Annotated in this window: 20 protein-coding genes; 9 read left to right on the forward strand and 11 right to left on the reverse strand. The window is 42.1% G+C overall.

Annotated features, from left to right (window positions below; genetic code table 11):
* Positions 1–16 precede the first annotated feature (16 nt).
* Entirely contained in the window at positions 17–988 is a 972-nt protein-coding gene (gene ispB / locus VRK28_RS09005; RefSeq protein ID WP_054562777.1) for an octaprenyl diphosphate synthase, read from the reverse strand.
* 410 nt (positions 989–1,398) lie between these two features.
* On the opposite strand from ispB, the gene rplU reads away from it, so the two are divergent.
* From rplU to VRK28_RS09030, 5 genes are all read left to right on the forward strand, one after another.
* Positions 1,399–1,710 carry a 50S ribosomal protein L21 gene (rplU, locus tag VRK28_RS09010; protein ID WP_036965957.1) on the forward strand — a complete coding sequence of 104 codons (312 nt, stop codon included), beginning with the start codon at positions 1,399–1,401 and terminating at the stop codon, positions 1,708–1,710.
* A gap of 16 nt (positions 1,711–1,726) precedes the next feature.
* Entirely contained in the window at positions 1,727–1,984 is a 258-nt protein-coding gene (rpmA, locus tag VRK28_RS09015; RefSeq protein WP_054551015.1) for a 50S ribosomal protein L27, read from the forward strand.
* Positions 1,985–2,146: 162 nt separating this feature from the next.
* Positions 2,147–3,301 carry an Obg family GTPase CgtA gene (gene cgtA / locus VRK28_RS09020; RefSeq protein WP_054551016.1) on the forward strand — a complete coding sequence of 385 codons (1,155 nt, stop codon included), beginning with the start codon at positions 2,147–2,149 and terminating at the stop codon, positions 3,299–3,301.
* Between the two features lie 79 nt (positions 3,302–3,380).
* Positions 3,381–3,860 carry a type 3 dihydrofolate reductase gene (gene folA / locus VRK28_RS09025; protein WP_082401652.1) on the forward strand — a complete coding sequence of 160 codons (480 nt, stop codon included), beginning with the start codon at positions 3,381–3,383 and terminating at the stop codon, positions 3,858–3,860.
* Positions 3,861–3,939: 79 nt separating this feature from the next.
* Positions 3,940–4,317 (forward strand): DUF3718 domain-containing protein, encoded by a 378-nt coding sequence (locus VRK28_RS09030; protein WP_062566166.1) that lies wholly within the window; start codon positions 3,940–3,942, stop codon positions 4,315–4,317.
* Positions 4,318–4,656: 339 nt separating this feature from the next.
* On the opposite strand, the gene VRK28_RS09035 is transcribed toward VRK28_RS09030, so the two are convergent.
* The 7 genes from VRK28_RS09035 to lptD all read right to left on the reverse strand — a co-directional run bounded on the left by VRK28_RS09035 (position 4,657) and on the right by lptD (position 13,385).
* Positions 4,657–6,672 (reverse strand): methyl-accepting chemotaxis protein, encoded by a 2,016-nt coding sequence (locus VRK28_RS09035; protein ID WP_054562774.1) that lies wholly within the window; start codon positions 6,670–6,672, stop codon positions 4,657–4,659.
* 141 nt (positions 6,673–6,813) lie between these two features.
* On the reverse strand, positions 6,814–7,629 hold the full coding sequence (locus VRK28_RS09040) for a symmetrical bis(5'-nucleosyl)-tetraphosphatase (RefSeq protein WP_332393797.1): 816 nt from the start codon (positions 7,627–7,629) through the stop codon (positions 6,814–6,816).
* A gap of 6 nt (positions 7,630–7,635) precedes the next feature.
* Positions 7,636–8,025, reverse strand: coding sequence for a Co2+/Mg2+ efflux protein ApaG (apaG, locus tag VRK28_RS09045; RefSeq protein ID WP_054550996.1), 390 nt, complete (start codon positions 8,023–8,025; stop codon positions 7,636–7,638).
* Positions 8,009–8,815 carry a 16S rRNA (adenine(1518)-N(6)/adenine(1519)-N(6))-dimethyltransferase RsmA gene (gene rsmA / locus VRK28_RS09050; RefSeq protein ID WP_054550997.1) on the reverse strand — a complete coding sequence of 269 codons (807 nt, stop codon included), beginning with the start codon at positions 8,813–8,815 and terminating at the stop codon, positions 8,009–8,011. Before rsmA ends, apaG begins: the two co-directional genes overlap by 17 nt.
* A complete protein-coding gene (gene pdxA, locus VRK28_RS09055) occupies positions 8,812–9,804 on the reverse strand; it encodes a 4-hydroxythreonine-4-phosphate dehydrogenase PdxA (RefSeq protein WP_054562772.1) in 993 nt (330 codons plus the stop codon). Before pdxA ends, rsmA begins: the two co-directional genes overlap by 4 nt.
* Before the next feature lie 5 nt (positions 9,805–9,809).
* The gene (gene surA, locus VRK28_RS09060; RefSeq protein ID WP_055021167.1) at positions 9,810–11,102 is read right to left on the reverse strand and encodes a peptidylprolyl isomerase SurA; all 1,293 of its coding nucleotides are present in this window, start codon (positions 11,100–11,102) and stop codon (positions 9,810–9,812) included.
* 36 nt (positions 11,103–11,138) lie between these two features.
* Positions 11,139–13,385, reverse strand: a complete 2,247-nt coding sequence (gene lptD, locus VRK28_RS09065) for an LPS assembly protein LptD (protein WP_054562770.1) — start codon at positions 13,383–13,385, stop codon at positions 11,139–11,141.
* Positions 13,386–13,488: 103 nt separating this feature from the next.
* Here lptD and VRK28_RS09070 point away from each other — a divergent pair, with 103 nt between their 5' ends.
* The 3 genes from VRK28_RS09070 to djlA are packed head-to-tail and all read left to right on the forward strand — an operon-like array spanning position 13,489 to position 16,039.
* A complete protein-coding gene (locus tag VRK28_RS09070; RefSeq protein WP_054562769.1) occupies positions 13,489–14,490 on the forward strand; it encodes an aminoglycoside phosphotransferase family protein in 1,002 nt (333 codons plus the stop codon).
* Positions 14,487–15,143, forward strand: a complete 657-nt coding sequence (gene murU, locus VRK28_RS09075) for an N-acetylmuramate alpha-1-phosphate uridylyltransferase MurU (RefSeq protein WP_062566163.1) — start codon at positions 14,487–14,489, stop codon at positions 15,141–15,143. The genes VRK28_RS09070 and murU overlap by 4 nt, the downstream gene beginning before the upstream one ends.
* A 23-nt stretch (positions 15,144–15,166) precedes the next feature.
* Positions 15,167–16,039: a co-chaperone DjlA gene (gene djlA / locus VRK28_RS09080; protein WP_062566162.1), complete on the forward strand. Its 873-nt coding sequence runs from the start codon at positions 15,167–15,169 to the stop codon at positions 16,037–16,039.
* On the opposite strand, the gene VRK28_RS09085 is transcribed toward djlA, so the two are convergent.
* Together VRK28_RS09085 and rluA are read right to left on the reverse strand one after the other, a co-directional pair.
* Complete coding sequence (locus VRK28_RS09085; protein WP_332393801.1) at positions 16,022–16,957, reverse strand: DUF3530 family protein; 936 nt, start codon at positions 16,955–16,957, stop codon at positions 16,022–16,024. The two genes, djlA and VRK28_RS09085, sit on opposite strands and share 18 nt — an antisense overlap.
* Before the next feature lie 80 nt (positions 16,958–17,037).
* Complete coding sequence (gene rluA, locus VRK28_RS09090) at positions 17,038–17,691, reverse strand: bifunctional tRNA pseudouridine(32) synthase/23S rRNA pseudouridine(746) synthase RluA (RefSeq protein WP_082401641.1); 654 nt, start codon at positions 17,689–17,691, stop codon at positions 17,038–17,040.
* 133 nt (positions 17,692–17,824) lie between these two features.
* On the opposite strand from rluA, the gene VRK28_RS09095 reads away from it, so the two are divergent.
* Positions 17,825–18,055 (forward strand): hypothetical protein, encoded by a 231-nt coding sequence (locus VRK28_RS09095; RefSeq protein WP_062566160.1) that lies wholly within the window; start codon positions 17,825–17,827, stop codon positions 18,053–18,055.
* 55 nt (positions 18,056–18,110) lie between these two features.
* On the opposite strand, the gene rapA is transcribed toward VRK28_RS09095, so the two are convergent.
* Positions 18,111–21,005, reverse strand: coding sequence for an RNA polymerase-associated protein RapA (gene rapA, locus VRK28_RS09100; RefSeq protein WP_332393803.1), 2,895 nt, complete (start codon positions 21,003–21,005; stop codon positions 18,111–18,113).
* Positions 21,006–21,124 lie beyond the last annotated feature (119 nt).

Below are 21,124 nucleotides of genomic sequence, written 5' to 3' on the forward strand. Positions count from 1 at the left end.
CTCGAATAAATAGCGTTTAGTGATCGCGGGCAACGGCGATACGGGCCAAACTCTCTAGTGCTTGTTTGTACGGTGTATCTGGTAAGAACGCAATACAAGCAATTGCTTTGTCAGCTTCTTGCTCAGCTTTTTGCATTGCAAACTCAAGGGCCTTAGTGTCAGCTAATGCCGCTAGAATGCTCTCTAAGTGGTCCATACCATTACCAAGCTCAATTGCTTCGCGTACTAGCTTAACTTGCTCTGGTGTGCCTTTTTGCATTGCGTAGATAAGCGGTAGGGTAGGTTTACCTTCAGCTAAATCATCGCCAATGTTTTTACCAAGTTGCTCGGCATCAGCATTGTAATCTAGAACATCATCCACTAATTGGAATGCAGTGCCAAGATGCATACCGTATAAGTTTAATGCTTCAAGGGTTTGTTCGTCTTGCTCGGTAATAATTGCAGCAAGGCCGGTTGCAGCTTCGAACAATTTTGCCGTTTTGCTGTAAATAACCTGCATATAGCTTTGTTCTGTCGTGTCAGGGTCATTACAGTTCATTAGCTGTAATACTTCACCTTCAGCGATGACATTGGTTGCATCAGCTAAAATTTGCATGATTGGCATTTTACCTAGGCCAACCATAAGCTGAAATGAACGTGTATAGATAAAGTCACCCACCAAAACGCTCGCTGCATTACCAAACTCTGCGTTGGCTGTAGGCGTACCACGGCGCAAATGTGACTCGTCGACAACGTCGTCATGCAATAAAGTTGCGGTATGAATAAATTCGATGATAGTGGCAAGCGTAATATGGTCTTTGCCCTCATAACCAAGTGCTTTTGCCGCTAAAATGGCCAACATAGGACGAACGCGTTTACCGCCACTGTTTACTATGTATAAACCGAGTTGGTTAACCAATGCGACATCTGAGCGCATTTGGGCATGTATAAGTTGATTGACGTCATCCATTTCATTTTCGATTAACGTCTGGATAGCTTTTATATCCATTGATCTCCGAGCCAATATTTATGGGTATACGGGGCTGATTGTACAACAAAAAAAGCGCTTGCTCGATATTTTGTGATGATTCAGTAAAAAAACACTGTAAAGTTTTTTATTTGAGATCAATTTTGCCAAGATAAATTTATAACCTTGATTAATAAGTGATCAGCTTTTTGAATTTTCAAGGTGCGTATTATTAGCGTAATTTAATTGTCATGAGATCGTAAAAACCGCTTGGCATGTGGTGTTTTTAGGATAGAATAGGGGAAAATATTGAATTGCTCTCAATGCAGCTATTTTTTATTCATTTTATCGAAAAAGAGGCTTGCTAGTTTTTGCACATTAGCGTAAACTTCGCGCCCTATTGAAGAATATTTTAGTTGCGTCGATTTGAGGGCGCACAGACGGAGTTAATTATGTACGCGGTTTTCCAAAGTGGTGGTAAACAGCACCGTGTGACTGAAGGTCAAACAATTCGTCTTGAGAAATTAGACGTTGAAACTGGTGCAGCAGTTGAATTTGATTCAGTACTTTTAGTTGCTGATGGTGAGAAAATCGAGATCGGTGTACCGTTCGTAAACGGTGGTAAAGTAACAGCTGAGGTTGTTTCACACGGTCGCGGTGAGAAAGTTAAGATTGTTAAATTTAGACGTCGTAAGCATTCTCGTAAGCAAATGGGCCATCGTCAATGGTTCACTGAAGTTAAAATCACTGGCATTAGCGCTTAATTAGAGGTACTGAGAAATGGCACATAAAAAAGCAGCTGGTAGTACTCGTAACGGTCGCGATTCAGAAAGCAAACGCCTAGGTGTTAAGCGTTTTGGTGGCGAATCAGTTCTAGCGGGTAGCATCATTGTTCGTCAACGTGGTACTCGTTTCCACGCTGGCGCAAACGTAGGTATCGGTAAAGACCACACTATCTTCGCAAAAGCAGATGGTAAAGTTCAATTCGAACAGAAAGGTCCTTTAAACCGTAAATACGTAAATATCGTAGCTGAGTAATCATCTCGATATTTGAAAAACCCCGCCTTTGCGGGGTTTTTTGTTTTAAGGCACATAATAGTGCGTATAAATATATACCTAAGCGCCTTGGCATTGGGTGCTGAATAGGGCACTTAGGTATATAATAGAGTTATTAACAAGCCAATCTTAAAGTGAGTAATCATGAAGTTTGTAGATGAAGTAGAAATTCGTTGTGACGCGGGTGATGGCGGCAGCGGTGTCGTATCTTTCCGACGTGAAAAATATGTACCAGATGGCGGTCCTGATGGCGGCGACGGCGGCGATGGCGGCAGCGTTTATCTACAAGCCGATGAAAACTTAAATACGTTAATTGATTACCAATTTGAGCGTTTTCATAAAGCAGAGCGCGGCACAAATGGCCAAAGCCGTAACATGACTGGTAAAAAAGGCGCTGATTTAACGCTTAAAGTACCTGTTGGTACACGTATCATTGATGTTGATACTGAAGAGTCATTAGGTGATCTGACTAAGCATGGTCAAAAGGTTGTTGTTGCAAAAGGTGGTTTCCATGGCTTGGGGAACGCACGTTTTAAATCAAGTACAAACCGTGCGCCACGTCAAAAAACACTAGGTACACCTGGTGAAGTTCGCAGCTTACGCTTAGAGCTAATGCTACTTGCTGATGTTGGCTTACTTGGTTTACCAAATGCTGGTAAATCAACGTTTATCCGCAGTGTTTCTGCAGCTAAACCAAAAGTGGCAGATTACCCGTTTACGACGCTTATTCCTAATCTTGGTGTAGTACGCCCAGATGCGAATAAGTCATTTGTAATTGCTGATATCCCAGGTCTAATCGAAGGGGCTTCGGATGGCGCAGGCCTTGGTATTCGCTTCTTAAAGCACTTAGAGCGTTGTCGTGTATTACTGCATATCATTGATGTTATGCCTGTTGATGGCACAAATCCAGTTGATAATGCCTTTGCGATTATTAATGAGCTACACCAATATAGTCCTAAGCTTGCTGAAAAGCCGCGCTGGTTAGTATTTAACAAAATTGACCTATTACCAGAAGATGAAGCTGAAGCGCTGTGTAATGAAATTGCCGAAGAGCTAGGTGAAGAGGTTAATGTTTACCGTATCTCTGCTGCAAATAAGCAAAATACCCAAGCACTATGTCATGACATTATGGCGCTACTTGATAGTATGCCGAAAGAGAAATTCGCTGAAGAAGAGAAAGAAGAAGTTGAATTTAAGTGGGATACTTATCATCAGAAAGCAACATCTCAAGACGATGATGATTGGGATGACGACTGGGATGATGATGATTACGATGTAGAAGTTATCTACCAACGATAAAATTTAAAACTGAAAAGGAGCCATGCGCTCCTTTTTTATTAATAAGAAAAAAGTATTAAGGTTTAGTGTGAAAATTTCAATGATTGCTGCTATGGCAAATAACAGAGTAATTGGCCAAGACAACCAAATGCCATGGCATTTACCCGCCGATCTGCAACACTTTAAAAAAGTAACCATGGCAAAGCCTGTGATCATGGGCCGTAAAACATTTGAATCAATAGGTCGGCCTTTACCGGGTCGTCAAAATATTATTATCACACGTAATGCTGATTACACAGCTGAAGGTATTGAGGTGGTTACTTCACCAGAGGCTGCGCTGGAATTGGTTGCTGATGTTGAAGAAGTAATGATTATAGGTGGCGGAAATATATACGAACAATTTCTATCTCAAGCAGATCGTCTATACTTAACATTCATCGATCTTGAAGTGGCCGGTGATACGCAGTTCCCAGATTACGAAAGTGTTGCTAATTGGACAGTTGCCGAGCAAGAAAAGCATCAGCCTGATAACAAAAACCCTTACTCGTATACTTTTGTAACCCTGTACAAAAACTCGTAACATTATTGCGGTAAAATTAATTAGTTGGTACAATATTACACAATCTTGGTAAGAAGAAAGTATTACATAAGGGCAAAATATGATGAAGTTACCAAATATGTTACTTGCAGCGGCTGTTGTTTCAGCGTCAGTTGCGTATACAGCACCAGCAAAAGCTGATGATCAATTAGCGGTTTCTATCTGTGAGTACATCGCAGCTGATGATAAAAACCGTTTACGTAGTAAGCTTAAAAGCTCACGTGTGAAAATTCGTAACATCTTTGATGCTGTAAAATGTAACGGCAACAATATGCTTCGTCATGCAATTGAAAGCGGCGCTGCGGATGCTGGTGAATACATCGTTAAGAACTTATCTAAAAGCTCTTTAGAAGACGGTGCAGACATCGCATGGGCAGAATCAAACGGCCACGGTGGTTCTCCACTAATCGCTGTTATTAAAGACCGCGCAGGCCTTTAATTGAAACGCCAATAGAATTTAAGAAACCGCACTCGTTGCGGTTTTTTTATGCCTGAAAAACGCTTCGTTAACTTCATACCTACTCGCAATAATTCGTTATTATTTTGTATTAAATAATGCGCCTGCATGGGTGCGGGAGGCAGGAAAATATTAAGAGTAATCACCTCAAAAGATCATTTAATTAAGCAAATTGATATAAATAGATAGAAAAAAACCGTGTTTGCTTTTACAAACACGGCTTATATATTTGTTAGCTCGTAGCTCGTAGCTCGTAGCTCGTAGCTCGTAGCTCGTAGCTCGTAGCTCGTAGCTCGTAGCTCTTAACTCGTATACAGCTTCTTAAACTTTAAACGCATCCACCGATAAACGTAGTTCTTCCGCTAATTTAGCAACTTCTGAACTTGAAATATTGGTTTGGTTTGCGCCTTCAGCTGTCTGTTCAGCAATTGCTACAATCGACTCTAAGCGTTCGCTAATTTCTTGTGAAACTTGCTGTTGCTCATGAGCAGCTGTTGAGATCTCTTCACTTACGTTATGAGCTTGCGCAACGGCTGCAGTGATTGAATCAAGGGCGGTATTTGCAAGGTCTGATTGCTCAACACATGACTCAGCTTGTTGTTTACCTTTCGACATTGCTGATACAGCAGCCTCAGCGCCAACCTGAAGCGATTCAATCATAGCTTGAATCTCTTGAGTCGACTCTTGTGTTTTGCTCGCTAGAGAGCGCACTTCGTCAGCAACTACGGCGAAGCCTCGACCTTGTTCACCGGCACGGGCTGCTTCAATGGCTGCATTAAGTGCAAGTAGGTTTGTTTGCTCTGCAATGCCACGAATAACATCTAAGATGCCACCAATTGATGCGCTATCTTTGTGTAACTTATTGATAACTTGTGAAGCATCATCAACTTCACGGGCAAGTTGTTCAATAGTCGCTTTGTTTTGTGAAGAAATGCCTTTAACACGGTCAGCTTCTTTATCAGCGTTCTTGATTTCGCTAAGTGCCTGTTGAGCACTGCTGCTTACCGCTTGTGATGTACTGCTCATTTCCGTGGTTGCTGTAGCAGCTTGTTCAACTTGTGCTTGTTGGTTACGAATAGCTTGGCTTGATTCTTCAGTGATTGCTGAAGTTTCTTCAGAGGCCGCAGCAAGCTGGGTTGAGCGAGAGATAATGCCTTGAATAAGTGTACGTAAACTTTCGATTAGCGTATTACAACTACGTGATAGCTCACCAAACTCGTCTTTAGCTGAGTCGTCTAAGCGTTGAGTCATGTCGCCGCTAGCAACAATATCAAGAATACGGTTTACTTCAGAAAGTGGTTTTGTAATACGGCTAACAGTAATTGCTGCAACAGCAATAGCAATTAAAGTGGCGATAACCATGGCAATCCAAGTCCAGATGGTTGCCGTAGATACGTTACCACTTACATCTTGCTGTAAGTCAAAGGCAAGTACCGTTGCTTGGTCAACAAGCTCTTTAAGTTGTTTTAGGGCCTCAGTGGTTGATTTTTCTGCATTGGCTAGCTCAGCTTGAGTTTGTGCAATTGCATCAATTAAACGCTTTTTATTTGCTGATAGGCTGTTGTTGCCACGTACGTTATTTACAAGGTTTTCAACATAACTGTTTAGGTCATTATATAAATCAGCATTGCTTTCAATGATAGCAGGGCGAATAAGGCCTAGGCTGCGCTCAACTTCTTCTAAGTAATAAACTTGTTCGTTTTTCACGATATCTAACGTGTTAAGAGTTTTAACTGTTAGCATATCGGTACTGTTAGTCACTACCGACTGGAAGTTGTTTTCCATGTTGTTAGCAGCTTGGTAGGCACGTGAATGGTTCTCTTCAAGACCATCAATATCAATGATATCAAGCACAACAGAGTTAGCATCTTCTGCGCTGATCTCAATATCTTCAAGCTGGGTGCGCAGCGTATTGTTAAGTTCAAGTTGCGTTTGTTTATCCTTAAAAAGGTTATCGACAGACTTGGCAAAGCGCTTATAAGTTTGCTCAACTTCTTGACTGCTTTGTTTTAATTTCGGGTCGTTACTCACTATTTGTTGTAGGTCTTGATAAGAGCTATCGTAACGCTTTTTCTGCTCGGTAAAGTTCTTGCGAATAGTTGCTAATTCATCTTGTGATGTGGTGTAAAAGCTAGCTTGCGCTGACTTACTCATCAGGATGAATTCAACCTGCAATTCATAACTTTTATCGAGAGCCGGTAATGACAGCTGATTAACTCGCTGTGTCGATTGATCAATGTTGGTAATTCTGATCAACGAGTTACCACCAATAAATAGCAGGAGTAACGTAATAACAATAAAGCCACCCCAAATACGCTGTCTAACGGTCAAGTTCATATGTAATTCCAGAAAATAGTACTAATCATCACTTATCGGCAAGGTTGCCAATTAGTTAAGTATTTAAATTTAATTAGCTTTAAATTAAATTAACTTTAATTGTTATAAATCTAACAGATGTTCAGCTATTTTTCAGTTTATTTAGATAAAAGAGTGGGATTTTTCGACAAAACAGTCTTTTTGACTGAGTTCCATGAGGGTCATCGCGCCTCCCCATACACAGCCAGTGTCGAGGGCATGAATATTTTCGGCTTTAACTTTACCTTCTAAAGCAGCCCAATGACCAAATGTGATCTGTTGCTTGAGCTTACTTATACTCGGATGCTCAAACCAAGGGATTATTGAGCTATCTTCACTAATGCTGGTTTTATTGCTGAAGTCGAGTTCACCAAGCAAATTAACGAAGCGCATGCGCGTGAAGTAATTAACGATATAACGAAATTTAGCCTCGTTAGGTAGCGTTGATTGCCATTCTAATGGGTGGGGGTCATACATATTGGCAAAGTAATGATGGGCATCATTACCTTGGTAGCAACTTTCGGCAAAGCGAGCGCGTTTTAATGCTTTTTTTATTGACCAATTTGGGTTTAAGCCAGCATGGCTTATCAGCATGTCATAGCGTTCAAGCCAAATAGCTAATGGCTGTTGTTGCAAAAAGTGAATATATTTAGGGAGCTTTGGGCTGTCAAAAACATCTGCAAGCTTATCTTTTAGATTTGCTGGTTTATTTAGATAATGACAAGCAATTAGGTGTAAATCATGATTACCAAGAGTAATAGTTACACTGCCTTGCATAGTATGAAGGCGCTCGAGGCAAGCGAGTGAATCAGGGCCTCGAGCAACAATATCGCCAACTAAGTAAAGGTGATCTTGGCTTGGGTTGAAGTTGACACGTTTTAGTAACGCATCAAATTCACTGTAACAACCTTGTAAGTCACCAATTGCGTAGTCAGCCATTATTACCTAGTGCAAAATGTTTGGGCGGGCTAAACGAAACACCTCGATTGGCGCTTCAAACTCAGTGCCAAATTCGTTACGCATAGTGTAATGGCCTTGCATCGTCCCAACAGGGGTATCAAGCACTGCACCACTGGTGTATTTATAGCTTTCACCTGGGGCAATGGTCGGTGTTTCACCCACAACCCCTTCACCTTGTACTTCCACTTCTTTGCCGTTGGCATCGGTAATTAACCAGTAACGACTCAATAGCTTAGCACTGCATAAACTGTGGTTTTTAATGGTGATTGAGTAAGCAAATACGTATTTATCTTGTTCAGGCTCTGATTGACCTTCTACATAGAAGGTTTCAACCGACACCTTAATTGGAGAACCTAAATTACTGCTTGTTGTCATAAATCCAATTAGCTATATCAATAAATTGTTGTAAAGACAGGCTTTCAGCACGCAGAGTGATATCAATGCCTATGCTTGTTAGTTCTTCAGCTGTCAGTAAGTTAGATAAACTATTACGCAGAGTCTTACGGCGTTGATTAAAGGCTTCTAAACATACCGTGTTTAATAGCTTAGTGCTTTTAGCTGAACGTTGCTCAGGCTTTTTAGGGATCAAGCGAATAACCGCTGAATCTACTTTAGGTGCTGGTTTAAAGCACTCTGGCGGCACATCAATCACTGGCATTGCGTGACAGTAATATTGTGTCATTACACTTAAGCGACCAAAGGCTTTACTGCCCGGGCCTGCGACCATACGTTTGACCACTTCTTTTTGCAGCATAAAATGCATGTGCTCTACGTTATCCGCGAACTCAAATAAATGGAACAGCAGTGGGGTCGAAACGTTGTATGGTAAGTTACCAAAAATCTTTAACTTTTCGTCAGACTTGATCAAAGAGCTAAAATCGAATTTCATTGCATCGCCTTGATGCACTGTTAACTTTGGCCCTAAGAATGGGTGGCTCGTTAAACGTTCTGCTAAGTCTTTATCTAGCTCAACAACCGTTAGGTGGCCACTTAAATCAGCGACTGGCTCAGTGATTGCACCAAGGCCCGGGCCGATTTCTACTAAATTGTCTTCAGGTTTAGGATCGATAGCCGTGACGATTTTGTCGATGATCATGTCATCGTTTAAAAAGTTTTGACCAAAACGCTTACGAGCGCGGTGTCCTAAATGTACTTTATCTGTCATTGATTCTGTGCTTTTTCATGGGCGAGCTTAATTGCTTCGCGGATCGCTAATTCAAAACTACCTACATCAGCAGTGCCTGTGCCGGCTAAATCGAGAGCCGTACCGTGATCTACTGAGGTGCGAATAAATGGCAGGCCAAGGGTGATGTTGACCGAATTGCCGAAACCTTTGTATTTTAGCACAGGTAATCCCTGATCGTGATACATTGCAAGCACGGCATCTGCTTGCGAAAGGTATTTATCTTGGAACAGGGTATCAGCAGGCAATGGTCCAATTAAGTTCATGCCTTGATTATTTAACAGCTCTAACGTTGGCGCTATGGTATCAATTTCTTCAGTGCCTAAATGACCATCTTCGCCAGCATGTGGGTTTAGACCACATACGAGGATACGCGGTTTTTCAATACCAAACTTAGTTTGTAAGTCATGGTTTAAAATAGTGGCAACTTTACTTAAACGTTCAACGGTGATTGCGCGCGATACATAAGCAAGCGGTATATGCGTTGTAACAAGCGCCACACGTAAGCCTTCTGTAGCTAACAACATCACTACATCGGCAGTATTCGATTGCTGCGCAAAATACTCAGTGTGACCGCTGAATGAGATACCTGCTTTGTTGATAATCCCTTTATGCACAGGGCCTGTAACAACAGCGGCAAAGGTACCATCCATATTTTTTTCACTGGCAATGCGCAGTGTATCCAGCACATATTGACCATTGGCGTCATTAAGTACGCCCACTTCAACATCAGAGCCTAAATCTACTTGGTGTAAGTAAACGCTGCCTGCAGGGGCAATGCTTGGTGCTTGGCTGTCATCGAAGTCAATTAAATTGATATCTAAACCAAGCAACTTAGCTCGCTGTTTTAACAGCGCGCCATCAGCAATCACCACCAGTTGGGCATCCCACTGGTGCTGGGCTAACTTGATAAGTAAATCAGGGCCAATACCGGCTGGCTCACCTGGGGTAATTGCAATTCTAATGGTCATAATTTTTATTCTGTTGGGAAAATATCAACGTGCGCTTGTTCACGCATTTCTTGCTGCCAGTTGAAACTTTCTTCTTTAAATTTACGATTAAACAGTAGTTGGTGAGCGCGGTTACGCTTAGCTTGCTCTGTTTTATCAGCTACACGCTTATCAAGTAGCTGTACAATGTGCCAACCAAACTGTGTTCTGAATGGCTCACTGATTTCATTTTTATCTAGAGAAAGCAGGGTATTTTTAAATTCTGGTACATAGGTGCTTGGATCAGTCCAATCGTACTCACCACCTTTTAATGCTGAACCCGGATCTTCAGAGTATTCTTTAGCAAGTTCACCAAAGTCAGCTTTACCTTCACGTAGCTCTTTAGCAAAACCTTTTAGCATGTCACGCGCTTTTTCTTCGCTTAAGATGATAGAAGGCTTAATTAAGATGTGACGTGAGCGAACCTCTGTTGTTTCAACAACTTGGCGACCACGAACATCTTGCACTTTAATGATGTGGAAACCAGCACCTGAACGAAGCGGGCCAACGATATCGTCTTTTTTATGGCCTTTTACCGCTTCAGCAAATAGTGATGGCATTTCGTTGATGCTCATCCAACCTAGCTGACCACCTTCAAGGGCTTTTGAACCGCTAGAAGATGAAATAGCGATACGCTTGAACTCTTTGCCTTCTTTTAAAAACTCGATAACTTTATCTGCACGTGTTTTAGCACTGGTGATTTCATCAGCTGTTGCATCACTTGGGATATCAATCAAGATATGACCAATATCATACTCTTCGGCATTCTTGCCTTGAGTTTCCATGATTTTAAGAAGGTTATCGATTTCTTGTGGGCTAATGTAAATACGGCGGTCAACGTTCGCACGCATTACTTGTTGCGTGGTGATTTCTTTACGAATTTCTTCACGGTATGCTGGGTAGCTCTCGCCTGATGCCTCGATAGTGCGACGTAAATCAGCGATTGTACCGCCTTGCTCACGAGCCATATTTTCAAGTGTTTGGTCTAACTGAGAGTCAGAGATTTCTAAACCCATGCGCTCAGCAAGTTGCATCATCAGAGTTTGGTTTACTAAACGCTCGATTGCTTGAATACGAAGCGTATCATCAGAAGGTAATTGCTGACCTTGCTCTTGAGCTTGAGTTTTTACGCGATTGATAATGGTGTCTACTTCACTTTGTAAAATAACACCTTGGTTAACTACACCAACGACTTTGTCAATTTCGACAGGTTTTGCGAAAACGCTTTGGCAAAGGCCAACTGTTAATAATGCAGATGCAAATAATTTTTTTAAATTCATACTTTTTCTAATACTCTTGCTAATAGTACTGCGGTACTAGTTATTAAGAAAATACGGTCTACGATAGCCAAAAATACCTTGTTGTAATAATTTTTGTGCATCATAACGGCTTTTACTTCCAAGCCCTTTTAATACGATATTGAAGCCAATACTGGTATCAAAGGTTGCTTGCTCTTGACCAATCGCCTGGTTCAAATCTGTTTCGATTTGACGACGGCCTGTGATTTGAAACGCCCAACAGCACGATTCATACTGAAGACCGCTGAAAACCTCAATGCTACGACCACTTTCTAAATCGCGGTGATAGCTGCCAACAAACTGCCAATCTTGCGATAGCGGAATGCTGGTAAATAGACCAACTTGCTCGATTGTATTGCCTGAGACATCATTTGCATAGCGATGGTTCAATTGCACGAGCTGTTTATCGTCACCTTTATAATCTAAGGTGATATTTGATTGAATAATTTCTTTACCATCAGTGTCGTATTGAATACCACCTGATAGATACCAGCGACGGTGCCAATGTAACATGGTTTGCGCTGCGAACAAGGCATTGTAGTTAGTATCAACATTAATACCTTGTGATGTAGGCTTTGCATCATCACTTAAATAGAAGATTTGGCCTGCGCTGAAATTAAATACTTCTTCGTTTTCATTGCTAAATAAGCGAGTAGTCGCACCTAACGTAAATTGGTTCGCAGTGGCAATACGGTCGATACTTGAGAAACGACGGTCTCTAAATAAACCAAAAAAGTCATCTTGTAATTTTGCCGTATCGTAAAGGCCAATATTTGATTGGTCTTTATTTGGCGTATACAAGTACTGAATTTGTGGCTCAAGAGTTTGAATACCATCTTTGAAGAAAAACGCAGTATCACGCTCAAAATTTAATTGGCTGTATAAACGCACTTTTGGCAGGGTGCGGGTGACTTTTTCGTCGTAGTCTGTCCCTGCTAAATCACCATGCTGGTTATATTCAGTATGCAACACGCTGAACTCAGATAAAAATGACCATGCGTATTCTTGATAACCAAAGCTTGCTTTAGGTTCTATGTGAACACGGCTTGCTTCATCAATAACTGCGTCATCATTCGTGAAATAACTAAGCTCACCATCAAGGGTTAAATCAACACCATAAAAATCATACGCATCAGTTTGCGAAAAACTAATTTGTGGCAGTGCCGCATACGATTCGCGGTGATCACCAAGTACTTCAAAACTCTGTAGCTTAATATTGGTGCGCCAAGTGTCACCTAAGTGGGTGAGTGAACCCGTGCGGTATAACTGAGTGTCTGTGCGAGTCGCGTAGCCAGAATTTAAATCGGTTAAGTAATTATCATCACTAACGTTAGTAATATCGATATTACCGCGCCAGTTCTCACCAAAGTAGCTTTGCTGCTGCCAATGGAATAGATAACGAGAGTCAACATTTGGCTCTTCATCATCTTTATCTAGGTACTCAACGGCAATGAGACCGTTGTTTTGCTCAGTTAAATAACGGAACTCACCAATCATTTGCAAGCCGCGCTTAGACATATAGCGAGGCGTAATGGTGGCGTCGTAATTTGGAGCAATATTCCAGTAATACGGAGTGATGGTTTCAATACCGTAGCGGCCTGAACTAGAGAAGTTAGGCGTTAATAAACCTGATTTACGGCGGTCATCTAACGGAAACGTAAAATAAGGAACATACAGAACCGGCGTATCAAATACCCGTAATACGGTATTGTGAGTTTCGCCCCAGCCATCTTCACTTGATAAGTCAATTTCGTCAGCTTCAATCGCCCACACCGGTGTTTCGCCTGGGCAAGTAGTAAAGCTTGCGTTCATCAGGTTTAGGCCAGACTCGTTGACTGTTAGTTTTTCTGCGCCACCATGACCAAGTTGGTCGGTGAGCTTATAATCAGCACCAAGCAAGCTTAATTCAGAATTATTTAAATCCGCATTGAGCCCAGAACTATTAATTTGGCTTACTTTATCGCGATAAACGATAGGGCCGGTTGCATTAAGTAACCCACGTTGTTTGTCAATCAGTGCACTTTGTGCGGACAAATTCATCGTTAGGGTGTTAATATCTACATTACCGGTAAATTCTGCGCTTTGGGTACCCAATAGTTCAATATCATCGGATTTGATATCGATCATATTAAGTTCAAGGCCAGGGAGCGGTTGCCAAGCTCTGGTTTGCATTGAAGTGCCACAAAAATTGTGTGTCAGTTCAGTTTCGGCGAACGATGGTGCGCTAAGTACGCTTAGCATCATTATGCCCCAGGTTTTGCTCATTTAATGACCTTAATGCTCTTTGGTTGGATATAAGCTAGACATAATAAAGGAAAACAATGGCAAATACAGTAATTGACTTAGTGAAAAATAGATATCTTACTAAATGAATCGTTATAAAAGTTTACAGCAGTTTTTGAATCCTCATTTTAAAGAGGATGAATATCAATTAGCCGCCATCACAGGGGATGCGAGTTTTCGCCGTTATTTCCGCGTAAATACAAGTGATCAGAGCTATATTGTCATGGACTCAGATCCAGATAAATTAGATAACACGCCTTATATAGAACTCAATAAAGTGTTTTCTCAGCATGGGTTTAAATTACCAAAAATTCTTCAAGCAGATGAAAAGCAAGGCTTCTTCTTGCTGAGTGATTTAGGCAATACTCATTTGGCTGATTTACTGGGCGACGAAGACCGCACTTTACACTACAAACATCTAATAAAGTTAAGTGCACAATGGGCGCAAATCCCGCCAGCCCAATACATGAAAGTATTTGATGGCGAGTTTTTACAATTTGAACTGAGCATTTTTAGAGATTGGTTAGTCGATAACTTTATTGGTGAGCAACTTTCTGCTGATGAGCAGCAAATGTGGCAACAGGCTTGTGAGTTATTAGTTAACAATGCGCTTGAACAACCAATTGTTACAGTGCACCGAGACTTCCATAGCCGCAATATTATGCGCACGGGGCAGCAATGGGCAATTATCGATTATCAAGATGCGGTACAAGGGCCAGTGTGTTATGACCTTGTGTCGTTATTAAGGGATTGCTATTTCAAGTTACCAGAGCAAGAGCTAGATTACCTTTTACATTACGCTTATGACGAATTCAGCGAGCAACAGCTATTGCAAGACACCTCATTTGCGATGTTTAAGCGCTGGTTTGACTTAACCGGCGTGCAGCGTCATTTAAAAGCTGCAGGTATATTTTGCCGCTTAAAATTACGTGACGGTAAGTCTGGTTATTTGAATAATGTGCTGCCAACCCTTACATACATTAGTAATGTCAGTAAAGAATACCCAGAGTTAACAGCCCTTGGCCAGTGGATAGAGCAGACTATTATTCCACAGACTAAGCAGCGTTTAACGAAAGAGTCCAAATGAAAGCAATGATCCTAGCGGCGGGCCGTGGTAAACGCATGATGCCGCTAACAGAAGCGATGCCAAAGCCGATGCTAAAGATTAACGGCAAGCCATTATTAGAGCATCATATTAATACCTTACGCCAAGCAGGCATTACCGATATTGTCATTAACCTTGCTTGGCAGGGCGACAAAATAACAGAGTATTTTGCTGATGGTTCGCAGTTTGGTGTATCGATCACTTACAGCCAAGAGCAGGCTGGGGGGCTTGAAACCGCCGGGGGCATCATTCAGGCATTGCCGTTATTGGGTGAGCAATTTATTGTCATCAATGGTGATGTGTTTACTGATTATGATGTGACTTCGTTGATGCAGCTTCATCTGCAAGCAGGGGAAGCGCATATTGTCCTTGTAGAAAACCCTGCGCATAATCCTGATGGTGATTTTGCACTGAGTCACCTAAGCCCAGATAGTCAAAAGTATACTTTTTCCGGTATAAGTCGCTATCATGCTGATTTCTTTAAAGGTCTCAGCGCAGGTATTCGTCCACTTGGGCCCATTTTGCGAGAAAAGCTCAGTGAACATCAAGTTTCGACTGAGCTTTATTTGGGGCAATGGGATGACATTGGCACACCTGCCAGACTCGACGAAATCAATCAACGTTTCGCTTTGTAATAACAACAGAGGTTTGCCAAATTATGTGGGGAAAAGTACTCGGTTTTTGTTTTGGCTTTATGTTTGGCAAATTTATAGGAGCCTTACTGGGCCTATACCTAGGCCATATGTTCGATCGCAGCTTAAAACAAGACTTTGATAAAGCAGGTGGTTTTTCTGGTTTGTTTAAAGGCGATGATATTAACGAGCGCCAAGCACTTTTCTTTTCTAGCTGTTTTGCGGTGATGGGGCATATTGCCAAATCGAATGGTCGCGTTAGTGAAACGCATATTCGTGCGGCAAGTTTGTTTATGGACGAAATGGGCTTATCGGGTGATGAGCGCAGAGAAGCACAAGATGCCTTTCGTAGTGGTAAAGAAAGCGATTTTTCATTAAAAGAAACCGTTCATGACTTTAAAGAGCGCTTTGCTCGACGCCATGATTTATTGCAACTGTTCCTCGAAATCCAAATTCAAATGGCCTTTTCAGATGGCCACCTTGCAGAGCAAGAAAAGCAACTATTGCAAGAGGTGAGCAAGCAGTTAGGTATTTCACGTACTCAGTTCGCATTTTTATTAAAACGCTACCAAGCCGAATTTGCATTTCGTCAGCAACAACAGCGTTTTTATGAACAGCAGCGTCAACAAAGCCAGCAAAATCGCAGCAGTCATAGTGAACAAAGAGGGCACAGTGTGCCACCGAATAATGGTATGAATCGCGCCCAAGCGTTGGCTCTATTAGGCTTAAACAGTGATGCTTCTGCGAGAGATATTAAAGTAGCCTATCGAAAGCTCATGGCTCAGCATCACCCCGATAAGCTGGTATCGCAAGGTTTACCAAAACATATGATGGAAGTTGCGGTAAAGAAAAGCCAAGATATTCAAGCGGCTTATGAGTATTTAAAAAAGGCGGCGTAAAAAGCCGTCTACCTCTTTAAGCAGCCGCTGGTGCTGCTCAGGCTCTGAAGGCACACCAAATAACTCTCTTTGACGGTAGTCATATTTAGCGTGTTTTCTTACCCAGCGTTTTCTGTCTTTTACACTTTGCAGGGTGTCAGGGTTACCCTCACTATAAAAAATATCCAGTAAGGGTGGGCTGATAGTTGAAAGCGTCGCATTGAGATGCTGGTTACGAACACTGTTAGGTAAATAACTACCTAGGCTAATAAAAGCGTTTAGTTCGTTATTTGGAAAGCTAGCATAATGCTCTATCAATAGCCCCGCACTGGCACCTTGTGCCACCACAATAATATTGCCGCCTTCATCCATTGCACTGTTATACAAGGCATTGAATCTGGCAATTAGCTTTAATTTGTAATCATCAAGCACGGCTTCACTGATATTGGGCTCACCCGTAACAAAATGCGGCGCTTGTTGCGTTTGGGCTGGTGGAGCAGAAGCTGCTTGCTCATCGCTTTGTTCATTACTTTGTGTTGTTGACTCAGGTTCAGAGCTCTCAGGTGACTCGGGCGTTGTCATATCGGCAGGATGCCAATCAATGTCAGGCATGGTCATGGCAAGGGTTGCATAGCCAATTTCGTTTAACTGCTTGCGCAAAAAGTTAATACCAGCATTATTAGTGGGTAAGTGCTGCCAATCAGGAATGATTAGCACAATTCCGCGTTGACTGGCTGTCATCGATTGGCGATATAAGCTAATGAACTCATCTTCACCGGCAAGCAGAGTGCGTACTTCATCGCTTGGTAAAAAGCGTTGAATATCGTTAGTGACCAAACTTGACCAAGGGGTGGGTTTAATAAAATCGGCAGCATTCACATTACCCATCAACGCAAAACAGGCTGCGTAAAGTAAGCGATGTGCGGGTTTTAAATTCATGCCGATATTACCTGAGTCTTTAATTAAATCAGTTATTGATTAACTATCGGCAGTATTTATTAAATATTTAGCGAATTGTCTTAAAACTCAGGAGCGGCTTCAAAAATCAATGTTTCACCGCTGGCTGGGTGAGCTAAGGTAAGCATTTCAGCATGCAGTTGTAAGCGAGGAGCCATGGCGAATGCCTCAGGGTGAGCATATAGCTTATCGCCTAAAATAGGGTGACCCAATGACAGCATGTGCACACGTAGTTGGTGAGAACGCCCAGTAATTGGGGTCAGCTCAACACGAGTTGCATTCTGTTCATACTCAAGCACTTTAAAGTGGGTTAATGACGGTTTGCCATTATCGTGATCAACCATTTGCTTTGGTCGGTTCGGCCAATCACAAATAAGTGGCAAATCTACCGATCCTGTTTCTTGCTCAAGCTTACCAAATACGCGAGCAATGTAGCGTTTTGCAGTTTTTCTATCTTGAAACTGAATGCTTAAATTACGATGCGCTTCTTTGTGCATAGCTAAACAAATAATGCCAGAGGTAGCCATATCAAGGCGATGAACAATTTTTGCCGTTGGAAAAACGCGGTTAATGCGAGCAATAAGGCAATCGGCGTGTTTTGGGTCTTTTCCCGGCACAGTAAGTAAACCACTTGGTTTATTCACAATAAGCAAGTCATCGTCTTGATAAACAATACTTAAATAAGGTGTCATTGGGGGATTATAATTGAGTAACACAGCTAGCCTCGATGATATGCAAGGACGCTATTTTAAAGGAGTATAAGCGCATACACAATGCCAGTGCTGGTTTTCGAGTAGCAGCTAAGATACAGTAAATTCAGCTATGGAGTTTAAATAAAAGGACAAGTGAATGTTTCGCCTTGGTTTAATTCGCAGTAAACCTTGTACACGTTGTGGCCTAGAAGTAAATGACCTAGAGCCAGAGTGCCCGCACTGTAAAGGTTTTTCAGACCTACAAGCTGTATATTTGAAGCAAGCTTACAAAGACGATTTAATAAAAAGAAACAATAGCTTAGCTAAGTTATTTTGCAAGCTAGCGGCAGTGGCCGTAATTATTACCCTTGTGGTGTTTTTTGCATAAAAAACGCGATGTGAAAGCACATCGCGTTTGTAGTTTTGAGTTTAGAGCTTCAACGTTAGTGTGAAACGACAATTAAACGAATTGCATCCAGTTTAACTTGGGCTTTTTCGATGTAAGTCGTGAGTTCGCTACGCTGCTTATCAAAGAAGCTCAGCTCTTCATCACGAATATTCGGGTTGATCTGCTTAAGTGCCGTTAAACGAGCTTGCTCTTCACCAAGGGCAGTTTGCATTTTCTCTAGTGATTCAGCACGCAGTGCTTCTAGCTTGGTTTGTGCCATGCCTTGTGCGCTGGTGATCATTGGGTGAATGGCACTTTGTAGCGCGCTTGCTAATTTACTTGCAGTTTGGCGACCAACCGCAGACAACTGCTGATTGAAAGCATCAAAAGCAACATTATCAGCCAGATTGTTACTGCCCTTATCTAATAAGATACGAATAGGCGTTGGTGGCAAGAAGCGGCCAACTTGAAGTGCTTTAGGCGCCATCGCCTCCGCAATGAAAATAAGCTCAACAAAGAAGGTACCAGCAGGAAGCTTTTTGTTTTTCAGTAACGCCACAGAGGCAGTACCAAAGTCATCATCACAAATCATGTCTAGGCTGCCTTGCACCATTGGGTGATCCCAGCTGATGAAATGGGCGTCTTCTTGCGAAAGCGAAGTGCTGCGATCAAACGTTACTGTGATGCCATCATCTTTTAAGCATGGGAAAGATGGATTTAGCATGTGCTCAGTTGGTTTTAAGATAATGGTATTTTCACCTTTATCTTCTTGGCTTACCCCAAAGGTGTCGAACACATTGATCATATAGCTTGGCAGCGTGAATTGATCGTCTAACTCTTCGATATCAGCTACAAGGCTTTCTGCTCGACCTTGGCCACTTGAGTGCAGCTCTAGTAAGCGGTCACGACCACTTTCCATTTGCTTACGAAGCTTAGCATTTTGACCTGCCACTTGTTCTAGTAGTGGGTCTAGCTCTTCTTCGTCGCAATTGTGTGCACCAATAAACTCAAGCAATTCTTCGCCATACTCTTTATACAGCATTTGCCCTGTTGTCGAGGTTGTTTCAAACGCATCTAAGCCTTCGTTGTACCAACGAAGTAACACCTCTTGTGCGGTGTTTTCAAAATACGGCACGTGAATGTTTACGTCTTGAGTTTGACCAATACGGTCAAGACGACCAATGCGTTGCTCAAGTAAGTCTGGATTAAGTGGTAAATCAAACAATACTAGGTGATGCGAGAATTGGAAGTTACGACCTTCAGAACCAATTTCAGAACAAAGTAGAATCTGCGCGCTGTCGTATTCATCGGCAAAGTAAGCCGCAGCACGGTCACGTTCAACAATCGACATGCCTTCGTGGAAAACAGAGGCTTTAATTGCTTCACGCTCACGTAAAATCTGTTCTAGGCTAAGTGCGGTTTCGGCTTTAGCACAGATAAGCAGTACTTTTTCGTGTTTAAGGGTTTTTAAGGTTTCGATTAACCAATCAACACGTGGGTCAAATGCGCCCCAGCTAGCATTTTCACCTTCAAACTCTTGGAAGATCTTTTCAGGGAATAGAGCGCGAAGTGCCGTTAGTTCAGCATTTTGAATGCCGCCCATGTTACCCAGTACCGACATCGCCGTTTTATATTGTTTAGGCATTGCCATAGGGTATGCATGAAGCTTACGGCTTGGGTAGCCATCAATACCGCTGCGGCTATTTCTAAATAAAATACGACCCGTACCATGGCGGTCCAGCAGCATTGATAAAATTTCGTTGCGCGCCGTTTCATCACCTTGCTCCGCTTTCGCTAAAATGTCAGTGATGTCGGTTTCTTTTAATAGCTCTTTTAATGTAGCACGAGATGCATCATCAAGGCCTTGTTCCCCCAGTAATTGATTAGCAGCTTCAGCAACCTCTTTGTAATTGCTTTCTTCTTCAACAAACGCATCGTAGTCGTAGAAACGATCTGGGTCGAGTAATTGCAAGCGGGCAAAGTGACTGCGGTGACCAAGTTGATCTGGCGTCGCTGTTAATAAGATAAGGCCCGGAATATCTTGGCTTAACTCTGCCATGCGTTGGTATTCAGTGCTTGGCTTACCATTATTGATACTTAAATGGTGCGCTTCATCAACAACCAATAAATCCCAATCAGCCAGAGTTGCTTGCTCAAACCAGCGTTTTTTCTTGCTTAAGAATTCAAGGCTAGTAAGTACTAACTGTTCTGTTTCGAATACGTTTGGAGAGTCTGCGAATGCTTCATCACAACGTTCTTCATCAAAGATTGAAAAACGTAAGTTAAAGCGGCGTAGCATTTCTACTAACCACTGATGCTGTAAGTTTTCAGGCACAACAATCAATACGCGGCTAGCACGGCCACTGATGATTTGTTGATGTAAAATCATACCTGCTTCAATGGTTTTACCTAAACCCACTTCATCAGAAAGTAATACGCGTGGTGCAAAGCGTTTACCCACTTCTTGTGCAATATAAAGCTGATGCGGGATAAGGTTTGCACGCTGACCAATTAAACCTTTTAAAGGCGATTGTTGGCGCTCAAACTGGTGCTGCCAAGTTTGGTAGCGCAGCGTATAACGGTCAAAGCGGTCCACTTGGCCTGCAAATAAGCGGTCTTGTGGTTTATTGAATTTGATAAAGTGATCTAAAAAGGTTTCTTTTAACTGCGCTTTTTCACCATTATCAACGCGAATGCCGTGATAGCATAGTAATTCGCCTTGCTCTTCAACAGACTCGACTTCTAATTCCCACTCTTCAACGCTGCGAATAATATCACCTGGATTAAATGCGACACGAGTAACAGGTGCTTCTGTTAAAGAATAAACTCTGTTTTCTCCACTGGCTGGAAATAAAATGCTGACCTGACGGCCTTCAAGGGCAACAACGGTGCCTAATCCTAAATCTGACTCAGTATCACTGATCCAACGCTGACCTAAGGAAAAATTCATGTATGTCTCGTCTATGAAGAAAAAAGGCGGCTATGTTACCTGTAACGCCATGCTACTTCAAGGCAGTAAACTCGCCGCACACAATTAAATTTAGTCAACCTTTTTAAGCCATTATTAAC

This window comes from Pseudoalteromonas sp. P80D2, from assembly GCF_036680945.1.
Lineage (GTDB): Bacteria > Pseudomonadota > Gammaproteobacteria > Enterobacterales > Alteromonadaceae > Pseudoalteromonas > Pseudoalteromonas shioyasakiensis.